This window comes from Ruminiclostridium hungatei, assembly GCF_002051585.1.
In the GTDB taxonomy this organism is placed as follows: domain Bacteria; phylum Bacillota; class Clostridia; order Acetivibrionales; family DSM-1351; genus Ruminiclostridium; species Ruminiclostridium hungatei.
On the sequence record NZ_MZGX01000002.1, the window covers coordinates 237868 to 254483 of the forward strand.

Annotated in this window: 14 protein-coding genes; 8 read left to right on the forward strand and 6 right to left on the reverse strand. The window is 43.8% G+C overall.

Going from position 1 to position 16616, the window contains the following annotated elements; translation table 11 throughout:
- Nucleotides 1-56 precede the first annotated feature (56 nt).
- The 3 genes from CLHUN_RS02515 to CLHUN_RS02525 all read left to right on the forward strand — a co-directional run bounded on the left by CLHUN_RS02515 (nucleotide 57) and on the right by CLHUN_RS02525 (nucleotide 4461).
- Nucleotides 57-644, forward strand: a complete 588-nt coding sequence (locus CLHUN_RS02515; RefSeq protein WP_080063008.1) for a sigma-70 family RNA polymerase sigma factor — start codon at nucleotides 57-59, stop codon at nucleotides 642-644.
- Nucleotide 645: 1 nt separating this feature from the next.
- Nucleotides 646-2046 (forward strand): hypothetical protein, encoded by a 1401-nt coding sequence (locus tag CLHUN_RS02520; RefSeq protein ID WP_080062984.1) that lies wholly within the window; start codon nucleotides 646-648, stop codon nucleotides 2044-2046.
- A 156-nt stretch (nucleotides 2047-2202) separates the two neighbouring features.
- Nucleotides 2203-4461 carry a methyl-accepting chemotaxis protein gene (locus CLHUN_RS02525; RefSeq protein WP_080062985.1) on the forward strand — a complete coding sequence of 753 codons (2259 nt, stop codon included), beginning with the start codon at nucleotides 2203-2205 and terminating at the stop codon, nucleotides 4459-4461.
- Between the two features lie 91 nt (nucleotides 4462-4552).
- On the opposite strand, the gene CLHUN_RS02530 is transcribed toward CLHUN_RS02525, so the two are convergent.
- Nucleotides 4553-5278 (reverse strand): hypothetical protein, encoded by a 726-nt coding sequence (locus CLHUN_RS02530; RefSeq protein ID WP_080062986.1) that lies wholly within the window; start codon nucleotides 5276-5278, stop codon nucleotides 4553-4555.
- A gap of 148 nt (nucleotides 5279-5426) precedes the next feature.
- Here CLHUN_RS02530 and CLHUN_RS02535 point away from each other — a divergent pair, with 148 nt between their 5' ends.
- Nucleotides 5427-6773 (forward strand): methyl-accepting chemotaxis protein, encoded by a 1347-nt coding sequence (locus tag CLHUN_RS02535; protein WP_242656416.1) that lies wholly within the window; start codon nucleotides 5427-5429, stop codon nucleotides 6771-6773.
- Between the two features lie 133 nt (nucleotides 6774-6906).
- Nucleotides 6907-7782 (forward strand): N-acetylmuramoyl-L-alanine amidase family protein, encoded by an 876-nt coding sequence (locus CLHUN_RS02540; protein WP_242656417.1) that lies wholly within the window; start codon nucleotides 6907-6909, stop codon nucleotides 7780-7782.
- Nucleotides 7783-7912: 130 nt separating this feature from the next.
- Here the strand turns inward: CLHUN_RS02540 and CLHUN_RS02545 are convergent, their stop codons facing one another.
- Nucleotides 7913-8254 carry a P-II family nitrogen regulator gene (locus tag CLHUN_RS02545; protein WP_080062987.1) on the reverse strand — a complete coding sequence of 114 codons (342 nt, stop codon included), beginning with the start codon at nucleotides 8252-8254 and terminating at the stop codon, nucleotides 7913-7915.
- A gap of 51 nt (nucleotides 8255-8305) precedes the next feature.
- On the reverse strand, nucleotides 8306-9487 hold the full coding sequence (locus tag CLHUN_RS02550; protein WP_080062988.1) for an ammonium transporter: 1182 nt from the start codon (nucleotides 9485-9487) through the stop codon (nucleotides 8306-8308).
- Nucleotides 9488-9807: 320 nt separating this feature from the next.
- Between CLHUN_RS02550 and CLHUN_RS02555 the strand changes: the two genes are divergently transcribed.
- Both CLHUN_RS02555 and CLHUN_RS02560 read left to right on the forward strand, forming a co-directional pair.
- On the forward strand, nucleotides 9808-10665 hold the full coding sequence (locus tag CLHUN_RS02555; RefSeq protein WP_080062989.1) for a hypothetical protein: 858 nt from the start codon (nucleotides 9808-9810) through the stop codon (nucleotides 10663-10665).
- Nucleotides 10666-10778: 113 nt separating this feature from the next.
- Nucleotides 10779-12074: a hexokinase family protein gene (locus tag CLHUN_RS02560; RefSeq protein WP_080062990.1), complete on the forward strand. Its 1296-nt coding sequence runs from the start codon at nucleotides 10779-10781 to the stop codon at nucleotides 12072-12074.
- A 55-nt stretch (nucleotides 12075-12129) separates the two neighbouring features.
- Here the strand turns inward: CLHUN_RS02560 and CLHUN_RS02565 are convergent, their stop codons facing one another.
- Entirely contained in the window at nucleotides 12130-12522 is a 393-nt protein-coding gene (locus CLHUN_RS02565; RefSeq protein ID WP_080062991.1) for a MerR family transcriptional regulator, read from the reverse strand.
- A gap of 310 nt (nucleotides 12523-12832) precedes the next feature.
- Between CLHUN_RS02565 and CLHUN_RS02570 the strand changes: the two genes are divergently transcribed.
- Nucleotides 12833-13747 (forward strand): aldo/keto reductase, encoded by a 915-nt coding sequence (locus CLHUN_RS02570; RefSeq protein WP_080062992.1) that lies wholly within the window; start codon nucleotides 12833-12835, stop codon nucleotides 13745-13747.
- A 101-nt stretch (nucleotides 13748-13848) separates the two neighbouring features.
- Here the strand turns inward: CLHUN_RS02570 and CLHUN_RS02575 are convergent, their stop codons facing one another.
- Together CLHUN_RS02575 and CLHUN_RS21895 are read right to left on the reverse strand one after the other, a co-directional pair.
- Nucleotides 13849-14937 (reverse strand): glycosyltransferase, encoded by a 1089-nt coding sequence (locus CLHUN_RS02575; protein ID WP_080062993.1) that lies wholly within the window; start codon nucleotides 14935-14937, stop codon nucleotides 13849-13851.
- A gap of 192 nt (nucleotides 14938-15129) precedes the next feature.
- Entirely contained in the window at nucleotides 15130-16413 is a 1284-nt protein-coding gene (locus CLHUN_RS21895; protein WP_242656420.1) for a BclA C-terminal domain-containing protein, read from the reverse strand.
- Nucleotides 16414-16616: the final 203 nt, after the last annotated feature.

Here is a 16616-nt window from a genome sequence, read left to right on the forward strand (position 1 = left end):
TGACTTTTGTTTCGAATTATTAGGTGAAACAGGTTTAAGAAAGGATGGTATTTCTTTTGGAAGAGAAAATATTGGCACTACTGATGAAAAAACCTGAAGCAGGCCTGGAGAAATTGATGAATACATATGCCGGCCTGATATATACAATAGTTTGCAATAAACTTTCAGCCATATGCCCGAAAGAAGATATTGAAGAATGCGTCAGTTCGGTTTTTTTCGAGGCTTTTGAGAAAAGAGCGGGAATAGATCTTTCCAAAGGGACTATAAAAAGTTTTCTTGCAACCATAGCAAAAAGAAGAGCAATTGATATGTTCAGAAAAAGCATGAAAGAACATACAACCGTATTACCCCTTCATATATTGGGAGAAATTACCCCGGAAGGGGCGGAGGGAGGAACGCAGCCACAGGGACAATGTGACAGGCTTGACACAAGAAATTTGCTGATCAGCAGTATTAAAGCCCTTGGAGAACCCGATACAGAGATATTTATCAGAAAGTATTATTTCGGCCAGAGCACGAAGGTAATCGCAGGACTTATGAATTTTAAGGAAAATACCATTGACAAGAGAGTTTCGAGGGGGCTCCGGAAACTCAGGACAATTGTTGGTGCTGATATTGATTTTCAGGAAAGGATGGACAGTTGAAATGGAAGAAAAATTGATTTATGAGCTTGACCGGCTTGATACTCATCAGACAGACAGCCTCCTTAATGAAAAACTTGCCTTTGAACTGGATAGAAAAGCCTTAAAAAGAATAAAGTCCTCTGTCTATAAAAAGGCCGGACTCAGCAGGGCCAGGAGCCTGTTGAAAAAGGCCGCCGCCGTTGTTGCCGCCGCCATTGTCTTGCTGGCTGTATCCACCGCCCTGGTGGGAGTAGAAAATGTTGCAGAAGCTTTTTCCAGATTATTCGGTTTTATTCCGGGCTATGGGATAGTAGAGAACAATCAGGACATTAAATTCATAGCCAGGGAAAGCAAGCTGAGAGCTGAGAACAACCAGGCCATAATGACCGTACGGACCGTGCTGGCTGGGAAGAACAGCCTTAGTATTTCTTTTGAGGTAGAGAAAAAAGCTTTTGATGAAAGCAAGGCCCTGGAGGAGAAGAAGGAATTGGAGGAGCTCCTGAAGAGAGATGCGCTGAAAAAGCCTGATATAAGGCTCTTTATAAAGGGGAAGGAGTACAGGTCATCCAGTTCCTCCACAGGAGGCGGAGGGAAATTGGAAAACACTCATATATACTTTGAAATCCCTGAAGAACTTATTAATGACAAAATCTCTTATACACTGGTCAATAACCAATTCGGACTGTCACTGGATTTTACACTGCAGCCCTGTGCAAGTTATGGCAGCCTGCAGGAGATCGGGCCTACTGACGTAAAAAATAACATTTCTATCACTGCGGTGCCAAAGAAGGATGGAAACAGATTGGAGGTTGAACTCTACACTGTAAATAAGAGCAAATTCAATATTTATTCCTATGCAAAGGAGGACGACAAGGGCTACAAGGGGATGGACATCAGTCTCATGACAAGCAGTGGAAGGCACGGATACAAGACCCCTGAGGGTTATATGGGGGCCAACAACAGGTTTTATTTTGATGTGAATCCGGAGGAAGCAAAACTGGTATTGAATATCCCATACCTTATTGTGGAAGGAGCTGAAAGCAGCGTGGTTTCTCTGACTGTCCCTGAGGAGGGAAAGATACTTAAACTGAATAAGGAAGTAGCTTTCGAGGACTCCACCATGATTATAACACAGGTGGAGAAGGTGGCCAGACCGGAGAACGAATATGGAGCCCTGAGAATAAGCCTTGCCTGCAAAAACAGCAATCCCGGTATGGTTTTAAAAAATACTGCCTTTAACAGGGTCGATACTTTTGGTATAACAAAAGGCGGAGGATATTTGTCAGTTCCGGATGAAAATGGAATTATTAAAGCTATTGAATATGAGCTTGAGCAGGGGGAAAATGACAAATTAAGGTTAAATATTTCCAGACCCCAATACTATCTTTTGGGTGAATACAACCTGGAAATAGATGGAATTTGACGGCTTTACTACGTGATTTTCAACAAAAAATACAGCTTGCTTTTGGGTGCTCCATGTGAAAAATTACTTGATTAAATATGGCTTGTGAAGTATTATAATGGTATAGAGAGAATAGTGTCGAATCACTAAATTCAACGGGATTGTGAGGAGAGTTTTATGAATATCAAGCCGGTCATATCAAAAATCAAGTCAGTATTGGAAACAATTGCATCATCGGCTTTAGCACTCGTAAAAAAGGTACATAAGGCAAGGGGGGACAAGGCTGGAGACGGTGGCAAACTTGACAACCGAATAATGTCGAATTTTAACGGAAAGCCATCTGGAAAGTCTTTTCTTTTAAGGAAATTCAGAATCCAGACCAGACTTATTGCATCGTTTGTAATTTTGCTGATTGTCATGCTGCTTATTACCGGAATTTTTTCCTACAGCAGTTCAACAAATACCATAGATAATAAAGTTAAAACCTATTCACTGCAGGTTACAGGCCAGACCGGAGTTGTACTGAACAGTGAAATAACCCGTGTGGAAAACTACGTATTTGATGTGGGCCTGTCTTCGGTAATCCAGGATGCAATAACAAACCTGAATATTGAGGACGATTTTGAAAAGCTGACCCAGTCCAGGACCATATCCGATTTTTTATCAAATAAGTTCGCAACAACAAAGGATATTCATTTCAGTGCTTTCCTGCATGGCGAAAATTATTCGCAAGTTGAAGTATACAATGCCTCTACCCTTACCTTTGACCCTGCAGTCCTTGCTGATATGAAATCGAAAAAGCTGGAGTGGGTCAATTTTAAAGTAAAGATTGGAACAGTAGAAAAAACCCTGCTGGGTGTCAGAAAGGATATAAATTCCTTGGCCAGCGGAAGTTCTGCAGCAAGAATGGTAGTTATCCCGAAGGAAAATTTCCTTGTGACTGCATTTGAAAACCTGGATATAGGAAAGGATGAAAAGTCAGGAAAGGCGTATCCTATCTTTATTGTCGACTCAAAGGGCAATATAATTTCAGCGAGGGATACGAAAGAATATCCATTGACAACTTCCACCGAGGACACAAAGATTATTGGGGAAAAAATAAGTAAGGAAATAGAAAAGAAGTTTGGTGACGGCATAAAGTTTGAAGAAAGAAAATCCGGAAATTTAGAGATGGATTTCGATAAGAGGTCAAGCCTGGTTACTTATTCCCAGATAAGTGAAGGCAAGGACTGGTATCTGGTAACGATTGTTCCTTACAGCTTCCTGAACAGTGATGCGAACTCATTGAGAACAAATATCCTGATAATCGGAATCCTGTGCCTGCTTTTTGCGATTGTGCTATGCACAGTTATTGCCAGAAGTGTTTCAACTCCGCTAAATAAGCTTGTTTCTACTATGAAGAGAGCAAAGGAAGGCGATTTGACAAGCCAGATTCTGGATGGAGAAAATGATGAAATCGGAGAAGTCTGCAGAAACTATAATGATATGCTGTCAAACATAAATGCCCTTGTTTCCCAGGTGAGAAGGACCTCCATGGATGTGGTAGGCGCTGCTACCAAAATAGCTGCTGCTTCAGGTGCTGCATATACCTCTTCCGAGCAGGTATCCGTCACTGTTGAACAGATTGCCAGGGGTGCTACGGATCAGGCAAATGAGATTAATGACAGCGTGAGCCATATGGACAAGCTTTCTGAGGGCATCATGTATGTTGGAGACGATGTAACACAGGTTATATCCATAGCCAATAAAATAAACAGCTTAAGCGAAAATGCAACAAAAGCAATTAATGAGTTGAATATAAAGTCAAATCAGGTCAGTGAGACTACCAACAAGGTGTCACACAATATTACAGATTTGAGCAACAGCATGAAGGAGATTCAGAAGATACTGAAGATAATGATCGGAATATCAGAACAGACCAACCTTCTTTCGTTGAATGCTTCCATTGAGGCTGCCCGTGCCGGAGAAGCAGGAAAAGGCTTTGCTGTTGTTGCAAATGAAGTTAAAAAGCTTGCTGAACAATCCAAGGAATTTACCAGCAACATAAATAGTATAGTGGCAGCAATTGGCAAGAAGACAAATGATACGGTTGAAGAAGTTATGAATTCAAATGTTGTAGTAAATGAGCAGATACAGGCAGTTACCGGTACCGAAGAAATGTTTAAGACAGTATTCTCTGCAATGCAGGAAGTTATAGCAAACATTGAGAGAACGGAAAAATCTGTTGACAATATAATGAAATCAAAGGAAAAGGTACTTGAGTCTATGGAAAACATATCTGCTGTTGCTGAAGAATCGGCAGCAACAACCCAGGAAATTTCCGCAAGTACCGAACAGCAGATGCTGTCTGCCGAGGAACTGTCTAAAAATGCACAGGAACTGAACGAAGTAGCGGCGGCTCTGAACAGGGAACTGGATAAATTTAAAACAGAATAACATTTATAAACAAAAAAAGGAGTTCTGAGATAATCAGAGCTCCTTTTTTGCTTTATAAGCAGGTTTTAAAAGATTTACATGCCTAGAAACTTTATTGGACCTGAGTGCCGGAATTGCCGCTGTTGTCTTCCGGGCCCTGGATTGCCTGCATGACGGTAATTCTGGATATTGTGTCCTTATCATCCTCCGAATACCATATTTGAAGGATGTTTCCCTTGACAAGGTCTGAGACTTTCAAGTCGGATTTTTCCGAACCATTGTCATTGCCGGGCCTTCCTCCCATAGCTGTTATTGAGACACCCTCGGGTACTGTTATGGTCTTTGTCTCGCCGGTATACTCCATAATTCTTGCCTGGCGCTGTCCGTTTCCCTGAGATCTGTCTCCGCTTCCGCGCCTTTCGCCCCCGTTCTCGGGAGCTTGATTCCCGGAACGCCTTGCCGGATTGGTGCCCTGAGCAGGATTATCTCCTGATTTCGCCGGGCCGCTGTCTCCAGCCGGTCCGCCTATAGCCCCGGGGCTGCTGTTCCCGGAGGGCGGGACTCCGTTTCTGCTGAAGGAGGGCATTTTTACAAGCTTCAAGGTTATCTGATTACCTGAAACAGAGGTTATTTCACCGGTCACATCTGCCGGCTGACCTTGATTCCAGCCTCCGAAGCCACCTGCTCCTCCTCTTCTTGAATCTTGACCTGTAAAATTGGAAACTGAGCCTGACTGATTATCTGAAAACTGATTAGCAGCCGTAGGATTGCCGGAACCACAGGCCGCCAGAGTCAGCATGAATGTGGACACCAAAACGGCACTTATTAATTTTTTCACAGAACATACCCCTTTCTTTCATTTATTAATCACATTACACAGATATAATACATTTTAAATAAGAACATTCTGTGAAGAAAATATTGTAAATTTATGAACATTTTGAATGATCTGATTATCAAACTACTATGGGACAAGGAGAATGTTAATGAAAAAAATGGGTATGGCTTCAAAAATAGTAACGCTGTCAATAATCAACTCACTGGTGGTGGCTGTGATTAATGTAGGTGCTTCGGTAATTATGAAAAACGGCATGGGAGGAGGGGACCCGGCTTCTGCTGTGGGAGCGGCACAGAACGGAGATCCCGGAGGTTCCGGGACACTTTCCTTCCTGCCGCCTGCGCAAGTACTTATTGGACTGCTGATTTCAATGCTATTGGGAATAGTAATGTCATACATAGTTGGAAAGGTAATTTCAAAACCCATTATACGAGTTACAGGTATAACAAAAAAGACTGCAGAATTTGATCTGACTGAGGACATCTCAGTAGAGGAAAATTTCAAATCCGGGGACGAAAGCCGGGAAATGGCAGAAGCTCTTATGTCCACCAGGTCTGCACTGAAGAAAATGGCTTTCAGGGTCAAGAGTATTTCAGATGCCCTTTCATCCCATTCACATAGTCTCAGCAAGACAACAGAGGAGAATGTGCTGTCCATTACGCAGGTAGTCAACACCATTGCCGAGGTTGCAGAAGGAAACAGCAGTCAGGCAGAGACTATCGGCAATATTAACCTCACGTTGGCTGAGGTTGCTGGGGTAATAGACAACATAAGTGTTGAAGCCGCAGCAGGGGCAGACAAGGCGGTGGAATCCCTGGAAACTATAGACGAAGGCCAGAAGGCTGTTGACGTGCAGTCGCAGAAGATGGAGGAGAATGTAAGGGTTACACTTGAAACCAGTGCTTCAATAGGCGAGTTAAGCGAAATGATCAGCCAGGTATCAAGTACTATTGAAATAATAACGTCAATTGCAGAACAGACAAATCTTCTTGCCCTTAATGCAGCAATTGAGGCTGCCAGGGCCGGTGAGGCGGGAAAAGGCTTTTCAGTGGTGTCCGATGAGATAAGGAAACTTGCGGAAGAATCAGCCAAGGCGGCCAAAGTGATTATAGAACTTACTAATGCAACAACCCAAAAAACCAATAAGGTTGTTGAAAATATAAATACCGCCAATGTTTTAATGAACCAGCAGCAGCAGGCTCTATCCATTACACAGTCAGCCTTCGTCAAAATCAAGAGCTCCTATGCCGGTATTGTGAACAGCCTTAAAACCACAGCCAGTGAAATTGAAAATGTAAACAAAAAGTCGAAATCCATCTCGGAGAGAACCCATGATATGGCAGCCACAGCCGAGGAATCCGCTGCTAGTATGCAGGAAATATCTGCTACAGGTCAGGAGCAGCTCGCTTCCATTGAAACAATAGCCCAATCATCAAGGGAATTGTCGGAGCTGGCAGGGGAACTTGACAGAGAAATCAGAATATTCAGAATATAAGTCCTCAGAAAATTGGTAAGCTTGTATAGAAATATTAATATTGAGCAATTATACTTAATTGTGTTTGGTATAATATAATAATCAAGCTAAATATATGGCTTATCAGTATTTTAGGACAGGAGTTCAGTATTTCATGAGACGTATGTTAAGAATAATGGCGGCGGGTGTGGCTTTGATATTGCTGTCGGCCTGCGGAGGACAATATCAGGGAGCTTCAGAGGCGGGACACAATGGAAAAACCGTATCGGCATCCGGCTATAAAGCAGGAGGAGAGTTCAGGAACACAAGCGGTTCAGACGGTGGCTTGGCAGAGCTGGCTTCAAATGCCGGGATTAAAAAAGCCCAGCAGGGAAAGAAGCTGCAGCTTGAAGGGCTGAACATTTGTATAGACCCGGGACATGGAAAGGTTACGAAGAAGATTAAAAAAACAGAACCTGTGGCACCCGGTTCAACTGTGATGAAAGCTGCCACAGCCGTGGGAACTTCAGGGGCAGCAACAAAAATAACTGAAGAAAGTCTTAACCTGGCGGTTTCATTGAAGTTGAAAAAGGCTCTGTCTGAAAAAGGGGCTAAGCTGATCATGGTCAGGGAGACAGATGTATGCAACATGACCAATGTGGAAAGAACGGAATTCTGGAACAAATCAGGTGCAGACCTGACCATAAGGATTCATGCAAACGGATCGGATAACAGCAAGGTTTCGGGAATGCTTATGCTGATTCCAGGCAATAAGTATATAAAAGACAAAGCTATGCTGGAAAAAAGCGCAAAGGCCGGCCAGTATATAATGGAAGCTGTTCTCGGAAAGACAAAAGCCAGATCCCAGGGAATCGTAAAGAGCAGTGATATGACGGGCTTTAACTGGTCAAAGATACCGGTTGTACTTCTGGAAATGGGCTTTATGACCAATCCGGAGGAGGACAGGCTCCTTAATACGCCGGACTATCAGGACAAAATCGTTGCCGGAATAGTTGAAGGAATAGAAAGATATAGCAGCTATTTAAACTGATAAAAAAGTCAATCGTGATTGATTTCATGAAATAGTTATCTCGCAAAATTTAAAGCGGCCGGCAATGACATGACGGGCCGCTTTAATTGCGTGTCAATTTTGAATATTGCTGCATTGGTATGGAATACCGTCAGCCGATGGCATCCGTACCCTCTTCACCGGTTCTGATCCTGTAACACTCTTCTACAGTCTGTACGAAAATCTTGCCGTCGCCTATCTTACCTGTTCTGGCAACCTTCATAACAGCATCAATGGTAGGTTTGACAAATTCATCATTAACTGCGATTTCAAATCTTACCTTTGTAAGCAGGTTTACTGTATTTACGTTGCCTCTGTAGCTCTCGGTGTAGCCCATTTGCTGACCGCAGCCCTTAACGTGTGAAACTGTCATTTTATGTATCTGAGCCTCAAATAAAGCCGCCTTTACATCTTCTACGGCTTCAGGCCTTACAATCGCAATAACCATTTTCATGTCATATTTCCTCCTCACATGTATATCCCTATGGATTATATAAATCAAGAGTTAAAGTGTCTGCTCCGGATTTGCATCTATCCTGTGAAAGGTCAGATCCGTTCCCACCAGCTCTTCCTGTTCACTTATTCTTATGCCTGCTACCGCATCGATTACCTTATACAGCACAAAACCTGCAGCAAACGCATAGACCAGAGCTAACAGCGAACCAGTAAGCTGAGACATAAAGCTCAGATCATAAACACCACCTAAAGCTTTTCTTCCGAAAATACCTGCTGCAATTCCCCCCCAGGTACCATTTATGCCATGCAATGGCCAGACACCCAAAACATCATCAATCTTCCATTTAGTTTCAAGCTCGAAAAAAATAATAAATATAAGACCGGCAATTGCACCTATAAACAATGCGGCAAAGGGGTGCACCACATCTGAACCGGCACAGATTGCAATCAGGCCGGCCAGTGCTCCGTTGTGAGTAAAACCCACATCATTCTTTGAGAAAATGAGGCCCGACATGGTGCCGCCTACCATGGCCATCAGTGAGTTCAGGACAACAAGACCTGAAATAGCATTTACATTTTGAGCGCTCATTACATTAAAGCCGAACCAGCCCACTATGAGAATCCAACTTCCGAGAGTCAAAAAAGGAATATTGCTTGGCCTTGTATTGAAACGCCCGCCAAACCTGCCTTTTCTTGGTCCAAGAATAATTATTGCGGCAAGGGCAATCCAGCCTCCCAGAGAATGGACTACAACCGAACCTGCAAAGTCGTGGAAGGGAGCGCCGAATATCTTTTCAAAAAAAGACCCCTTTTGTCCCATAAAGGAATTTTGACCCCATACCAGGCTTTCAAACAGGGGGTATATAACTCCTCCCAGAAAAACTGCTGCCAGAGACTGTGTAAAAAATTTCATCCTTCCTACAACTCCGCCTGAGATAATGGCAGGTATACATGCTGCGAAGCCCAGCAGGAAAAAGAATCTGACCAGTTCGATTCCGTTTTGTTGTGTAAAAAGACTGTTGTTGGTATAGAGTACAATTCCATATGATATGGGAAAACCAATTATAAAATATGCAACTGTGGTAACGGACCAATCGAAAATAATTTTATTGAAAGCATTTACCTGATTCTTTCTGCTGACACTGCCAGCCTCAAGAAAGGCAAAACCGGCGTGCATAGCCAGGATCATAACTGCGCCCAGCATTAAAAACAATACATTGATTGAACTCATGTATTTATTGCTCCTTTCAAAATTCAATTAAACAGCACAAAGGAATTAATCAGAAACACGCCATTGTATTTCGGTCGAAAAAAGATTAAATAAGATTTCCAGAAATAAAAAAAGAAGATTATCTCTTCTTTAATATTTTTATATCTGAAGAGAGCGTCATTGCTCTGTGAAATTTTTGATTGCATAAAAATTCTAATACAAAATATTCCTAAAAGCAAGTGTATTTTTAAATAAGTGTTTTACAAATTTTATATAATTTTGTACAATTATACTTGGTGTCTATAATATAATTATACAAGCATGGACTAGAGGAGTAAAATATGGTTATTTCTGATAAGCCGTTTGCTGCTGAGCCAATTATTGATGTAAATGTCTTGAAAAGTCAATTTCACCAGTATTACAACTGTTTGAACGAAGATGAAATCCAGCCATACAAAATTATATGGTGCTCCAGGCTGACGCTGCATTATCGGGCAGATGCACCGGAAAAGCTCTTATTGATATATGGCTCGTTGCTGGTAATAATCAAAAATATTAATGGAACCCTGTCAAAGCTGAAACTTGATTATAAGGATATAAACTTTCTTGTGGAAGAAACAGGCTCAACAGTCAATTGCATAACCATTGATTATAAATCAGGGCTGAAGGAACGGATTTTTTATGATTCCATTGTAAGCAAGCTGGTCAATGATTTGCTGCTTGAACTGCGTAAAAAATTAGCTCAAAAAGTGCCCGAGGTGCACAGGGATTATTTACCCGATCCGGCTTTTTCTGATGCGGAGGAAAATAATTATGCAGGGGCACTTGTGGCCAGAGCTGCGGTAATGGATAAGTCATCAGTGTTGTGCAGCCTGAAGCAGAAGAAGCTGTACGATCATCCGGGTCTGCTTTTTAGAAAGGTCATTACCCGGACACATTTTACAATTGTATGCCAAAAAGAAATACTCATTTTTATGGAGCAGACAAATACCAGAGAAAATCACAATATAGAAGGTGAGCTGCTTTATATTTCCTTGAGTTCCCTGCGAAATGTTTCACTGGAGGCAACAGGAAAAGGCATGCTGTTAAAGTATATTTTCACTGCTGAGCGGATTGTTGAGCTGTTTTATGAAAATGAAAGAACCGATAAGCTTTTGAAAGTCATGTCATACATAAACAGCATGACAGCAATGTCATAACTGCTTATAAGCCATGTAAAATCACGATTCTTTCTTGACCAAAAGACGCATATAAAATACAATCAGAATATTAGGTAAATTATTTATACAAACTATAGGATAAGAGGTGGAATATGGGGGTTAACAATACAGTTGACAAGGTACTGAAATCATTTGAGGTAGACAGGGCAGGTATGCTTCGAATTGCAGAACGGTTTAAGGAAACATTGGAAGCCGGTCTTAAGGGGGAACAAACCTGTCTGAAGATGCTTCCATCATATATAGGAAAGCCTACCGGTAAAGAAAAAGGCATATTTATGACTTTGGACATGGGAGGAACCAACCTTAGATGTACCAAATTTAAAATTGAAGACGGAAATTTTGAAAAGCTGGCTGAGATTAAGGAAAAACTTATAAATAAAGAGAAGGGCTTTGATCTTACAAAAGCTGATACGACGGCTGAACAGCTTTTCGGTTACATGGCCCAATGCATGGCAGGTATAATTGAACCTGGTGAGAGCATGTATCTTGGCAATACCTTCTCATTCCCGTGCAGGCAGGAAGGGATAAATGAAGCTTATTTGATACATTGGACCAAAGAAATCACAACTTCAGGTGTTGAAGGAGAAAATATAAACAAACTCCTTGGAGATGCATTGAAAGCAGGCAACATCAATATTGAGCCTGTGGCCATACTCAATGATACTGTGGGAACCCTGCTTGTTGCCATGTATAGTTATCAGGAGGCGGATATAGGCTCTATCATGGGGACCGGACATAACACCTGCTATCTTGAAAACAATCATCCTATCAATGGCGGAAAGATGATAGTGAACCTTGAATCTGGAAATTTCAACGTGGGATTGCCGGTAACAAAATATGATGAGCTGATTGACAGAAACAGTCAGATGCCGGGTGTACAGCTTCTTGAAAAGATGGTATCGGGCTACTATATGGGAAGCCTGGTAAAAGAAGTATGCCTGGACCTTCACCGGGATAAGGCTTTGTTTACAAATTCCGATGCTGATACGGATACTTTTTTCAATCAGGGCTTTAATGCCTTGATGGTTGAAAACTTCATACTCTATCCTGCAAAAACTGCCGAGCAGTATAACTGTACCATAATGGATGCAGAATTAATAAAGAGCGTATCCGAAGCAGTTTTAAAGAGGACGGTCAGGCTTGTTGCCACTACCTTCCTGGGTATTCTTTTTCATCAGGAAAACAACGGAACAAGGATTACAAATAGACACATAGTAGCTATTGACGGAACTATTTACGAGAAAATGCCAAAGGCTCCAAAGCTAATGGAAGAAGCTTTTGCCGATGCTTTGGGTGAGGATTCTGCCAACGTACAGATCCGGCTTGTAAAGGACGGCTCGGGGCTGGGTGCTGCAATAGCTGCTGCTGTGGCTTCAACACAAAAATAGGAATAGAAAGAAAAGCCGCTTTCCGTTTAAAACTGAAAGCGGCTTTGGATAATAATTAATGAGCCTGACTGTGCTGGCTGCTTTTGTACGTATCCAGGCAGCCGCTGTAATAGTTTATTTTGTGATTTATCTTTTCCAGGTTTTTATTAAGCTCCTCCATCTGCTTCAAAACAGCATTGCGATGTTCCAAAAGCATTTCGACCCGGCTTTGCAAAGTATGTTCGCCCTCCAGGGCTCCCTGGATGAATTTCTTGATTTTCCTGATAGGCATGCCTGTATTTTTCAAGCAGCATATGAGTCCGAGCCATTCTATGTCATTTTCAGTAAAGAGTCTGTTTCCCGCACTATCCCTTTCCACAAAGGGAAGCAAACCTTCCTTATCATAATATCTGAGCGTATAGGCAGTCAGATTCATTTTTTCGGCAGCCTGCTTTATGGTGTATTCCATGAAATAACCTCCTTAAACAAGTCAATATTCTCCATATTATCATTAAGCTTTTATATCCGGACATAGACGCAGCACGAACTGGCAATGCAACCTCTCCCGGAATCCGAGGCATCACTGTAAATTTATTGTAGCAGATATACCTGCGTTTTACAAACGGGCCTGTTTAGGATTAACTACTAATCAAGAAGTTACTTTTTCATTTTACATGGCCATTCGGGGATTTTTATTGACTTACAGTAGCCTCTAAGGTATACAATTCCAATTGTAAGGAAAACCTGTAAACCAGGATAAATAGAAAGAGGTGTTTATAGTGAAGAAGAACAGTATCGGAGGAGCATTTCCCGCGTCTGAGATTTCTCTCGGATGCATGAGAATAACCGAGCTTTCCAAAAAAGATGCGGAAATACTGGTAAATACGGCATTGGAGGAAGGAATTGATTTTTTTGACCATGCTGATATATATGGCGGAGGGAAATCAGAGGAACTATTTGCAGAAGCAATTGATATGAGACCTTCAATAAGGGAAAGGTTCATTATTCAGACAAAGTGCGGCATAAGACCGGGCTGTTTTGACTTTTCAAAAGACCATATTCTGGAGGCGGTGGATGGAAGCCTGAAGAGGCTCAGAACAGATTATATAGATGTACTCCTGCTGCATCGCCCGGATGCTTTGGTGGAACCCGAAGAGGTTGCAGAAGCTTTTTCCATATTGCAGAGCAGCGGAAAGGTTCGAAATTTTGGAGTGAGCAATCAAAACCCAATGCAAATTGAGCTTTTGAAGAAATCTGTCAGCCAGAAACTGATTATAAATCAGCTTCAGTTCAGCATAATGCATACGGGTATGGTTGATGCCGGAATAAATGTCAATATGAATGTTGCCGGTTCCTTTGACAGAGATGGAAGCATACTGGACTATTGTCGTCTGCACGACATTACAATCCAGCCCTGGTCACCTTTTCAATATGGCTTTTTTGAAGGGGTATTCTTAAATAATGACAAGTTTCCCCAGTTGAATAAAACAATTGATGAGCTGGCAGAAGCTAAAAATGTTACAAATACTGCTATTGCAATTGCGTGGCTTTTAAGGCATCCGGCGGGAATGCAGCCCATCGTAGGCACAACCAGTGCAACAAGATTAAAGGATATTTGCAAGGCTTCCGGTATAGAACTGACCCGCCAGGAGTGGTATGAAATATACAGGGCAGCGGGGAATAAGCTGCCCTAATCACTTGGTCCGCACAGTGCATGACCGCTACTTGAAACGCTGCCCGGTCAGGGTCAGCGTTTCATTGTACCGGCTGCCCAAAGAATAAAGGAGCAGGATTTCTATTCAGTATCCTTCTTTTGAGGATATATTCTTTCAAAAAGTCTCCTGTTGTAAGCTACGCTTTGGTCTGTGGGCCTATATCTTGCAGCCTCTTCATTATGCTCAAAGGCCTTTTGATAATCGCCCGCATTATAGTAGCATACGCACAGTTGCAAATGTGGATACCATGTATAATAGGCCATATAGACAAAGCTCCATCTATCGGGATCGGGCACAAGCTTTGTAGCTAGGTCGTACCAAAATATAGCTGTTTTATATTCCCTTCTTTTTTGAAAGTTGTAGCCGATACGGCTGCAGGCTTCACCTCTGGGAGCCGAGTAATTAAAAGATTGAAACAGAGAGGTCAGTTCGTTATCTTTGTCGCCCAATGCTCTGTAGCAGTCACCTCTGTAGAGACAGGCAAATATCTTATCCTCCGCCCAACCTTCTCTTAATTCCAGATTTTTGTTGTAATTGTCAATAGCTTCCTGATAACGTCCGTTTTCTCTTAGTTCATTACCGAAGTAAAAATAGTCTCTGGGGGAAAAGGTGTCACCGCGGGCTTTTTTGCCTTCAAATATGGAAACGGTACGGCCCACGGAATGTCGTATTTTTTTATGGGTGACGGATATTTCCGAATTGATGGTTTTCCCTCTTACATCTATATAATTGTGGCAATCACCGTACCAGCGAAAATTTTTATCCCTCTTTACAAGCCGGTTATTCCTATACCGCAGTGTTACATTTCCAAATTCATCAGTACCTGCGTCATAGTACATGGAAACGGAATCTACCGAAGGGTCAAGTGTTTCCTTCAACTGTTTGAACTTTATCTGATCGGCTTCGAGAATAACATCATCTGCGTCAAGATAAAGGATATAATCTTTTGTTGCATATTTATAGGATTCATTTCTGGCATCTGCAAAGCTGTTTGTCCAAGGGAAATCAAATATTCTGTCGGTATACTGCCGGGCAATCTCCTTTGTTTTATCCGTTGAGCCCGTATCAACAATATTTATTTCGTCTGCAATGTCCTTAACAGTATCCAGACAGCGGGCAAGCGTCTCTTCTTCATTCTTGACAATCATACAAAGACTGATAGTTATCATATAGCTTTACCAGTTTATAAAGGCTGTTGGCCTATAAACTGCAAATCCTTTCATACGTTGCTATAATTAATGTATTCCGTCAAAAGAAATATGTTACAAAAATAAAGTCCATAAGTTCGGCAGAAATGTAAGAAGCCATAAATAAAAAGAGCCTTCATCCATATGAGAGGATGAAGACTCTTTTTCAGGATACTAATCCAGTAACAAAATATCCAGTTGAGCACTTACGTTAGGCGCAATAGTCAAAGTAATAGCTATTAATGAGTTATTGCGCAGAGTAATTGAATCTCCGGCATTAAGAGGCAATATGGTATTACCGCTTATTTCGCCTGTAGCTACCAGTGCGGAAACGCTTGTTGCAGCATTAACTGTTCCGTTTACCGCTATTGCAATAGCAGCTCCTATTCCGGCGGTGAAGCTGGCACCATAAATTATTTGGTAGTTGCCTGTGGTTGGAACAACTATTGTTGTTGCTCCTGCTGTGTGAGTTATACCACCAACTAATGGACCGTTATTGCTGAAGGGGATATTTGTACCTCCTAAGATTGATGCATCCAACAGTGTGGCAAGATTATACACATTACCAAATGCAGCGATACCAGCACCGGTGGGTCCAGTAGGCCCTGTGGGTCCAGTAGCACCGATAGGCCCGATAGGTCCGGTAGGCCCAGTAGGACCGGTAGGTCCGGCAGGTCCGGCAGGTCCGGTTACGCCAGCACCGGTAGGTCCGGTAGCACCGGCGGGTCCAGTAGGTCCGATAGGCCCGGTGGGTCCGGTTACGCCGGCACCGGTAGGACCGGTAGCACCGGTGGGTCCAGTAGGTCCGATAGGCCCGGTGGGTCCGGTTACGCCAGCACCGGTAGGTCCGGTAGCACCGGTGGGTCCAGTAGGTCCGATAGGCCCGGTGGGTCCGGTTACGCCGGCACCGGTAGGTCCGGTAGCGCCGGCAGGTCCAGTAGGTCCGGTAGGCCCGGTGGGTCCGGTTACGCCGGCACCGGTAGGACCGGTAGCACCGGCAGGTCCAGTAGGTCCGGTAGGCCCGGTGGGTCCGGTTACGCCGGCACCGGTAGGTCCGGTAGCACCGGCGGGTCCGGTAGGCCCGGTGGGTCCGGTTACGCCGGCACCGGTAGGACCGGTAGCGCCGGCAGGTCCGGTAGGCCCGGTGGGTCCGGTTACGCCGGCACCGGTAGGACCGGTAGCGCCGGCAGGTCCAGTAGGTCCGGTAGGACCGGTGGGTCCGGTTACGCCGGCACCGGTAGGACCGGTAGCGCCGGCAGGTCCAGTAGGTCCGATAGGCCCGGTGGGTCCGGTAGCGCCGGCAGGTCCAGTAGGTCCGATAGGCCCGGTGGGTCCGGTTACGCCGGCACCAGTAGGACCGGTAGCGCCGGCAGGTCCAGTAGGTCCGGTAGGCCCGGCAGGTCCGGTTACGCCGGCACCAGTAGGACCGGTAGCGCCGGCAGGTCCAGTAGGTCCGATAGGCCCGGTGGGTCCGGTAGCACCTGAGCCAGTAGGTCCAGGAGCGCCAGTAGGTCCAGGAGCGCCAGTGGGTCCAGGAGCGCCAGTAGGTCCAGGAGCGCCAGTAGGTCCAGGAGCGCCAGTAGGTCCAGGAGCGCCAGTAGGTCCAGGAGCGCCAGTGGGTCCAGGAGCGCCAGTAGGTCCAGGAGCGCCAGTAGGTCCAG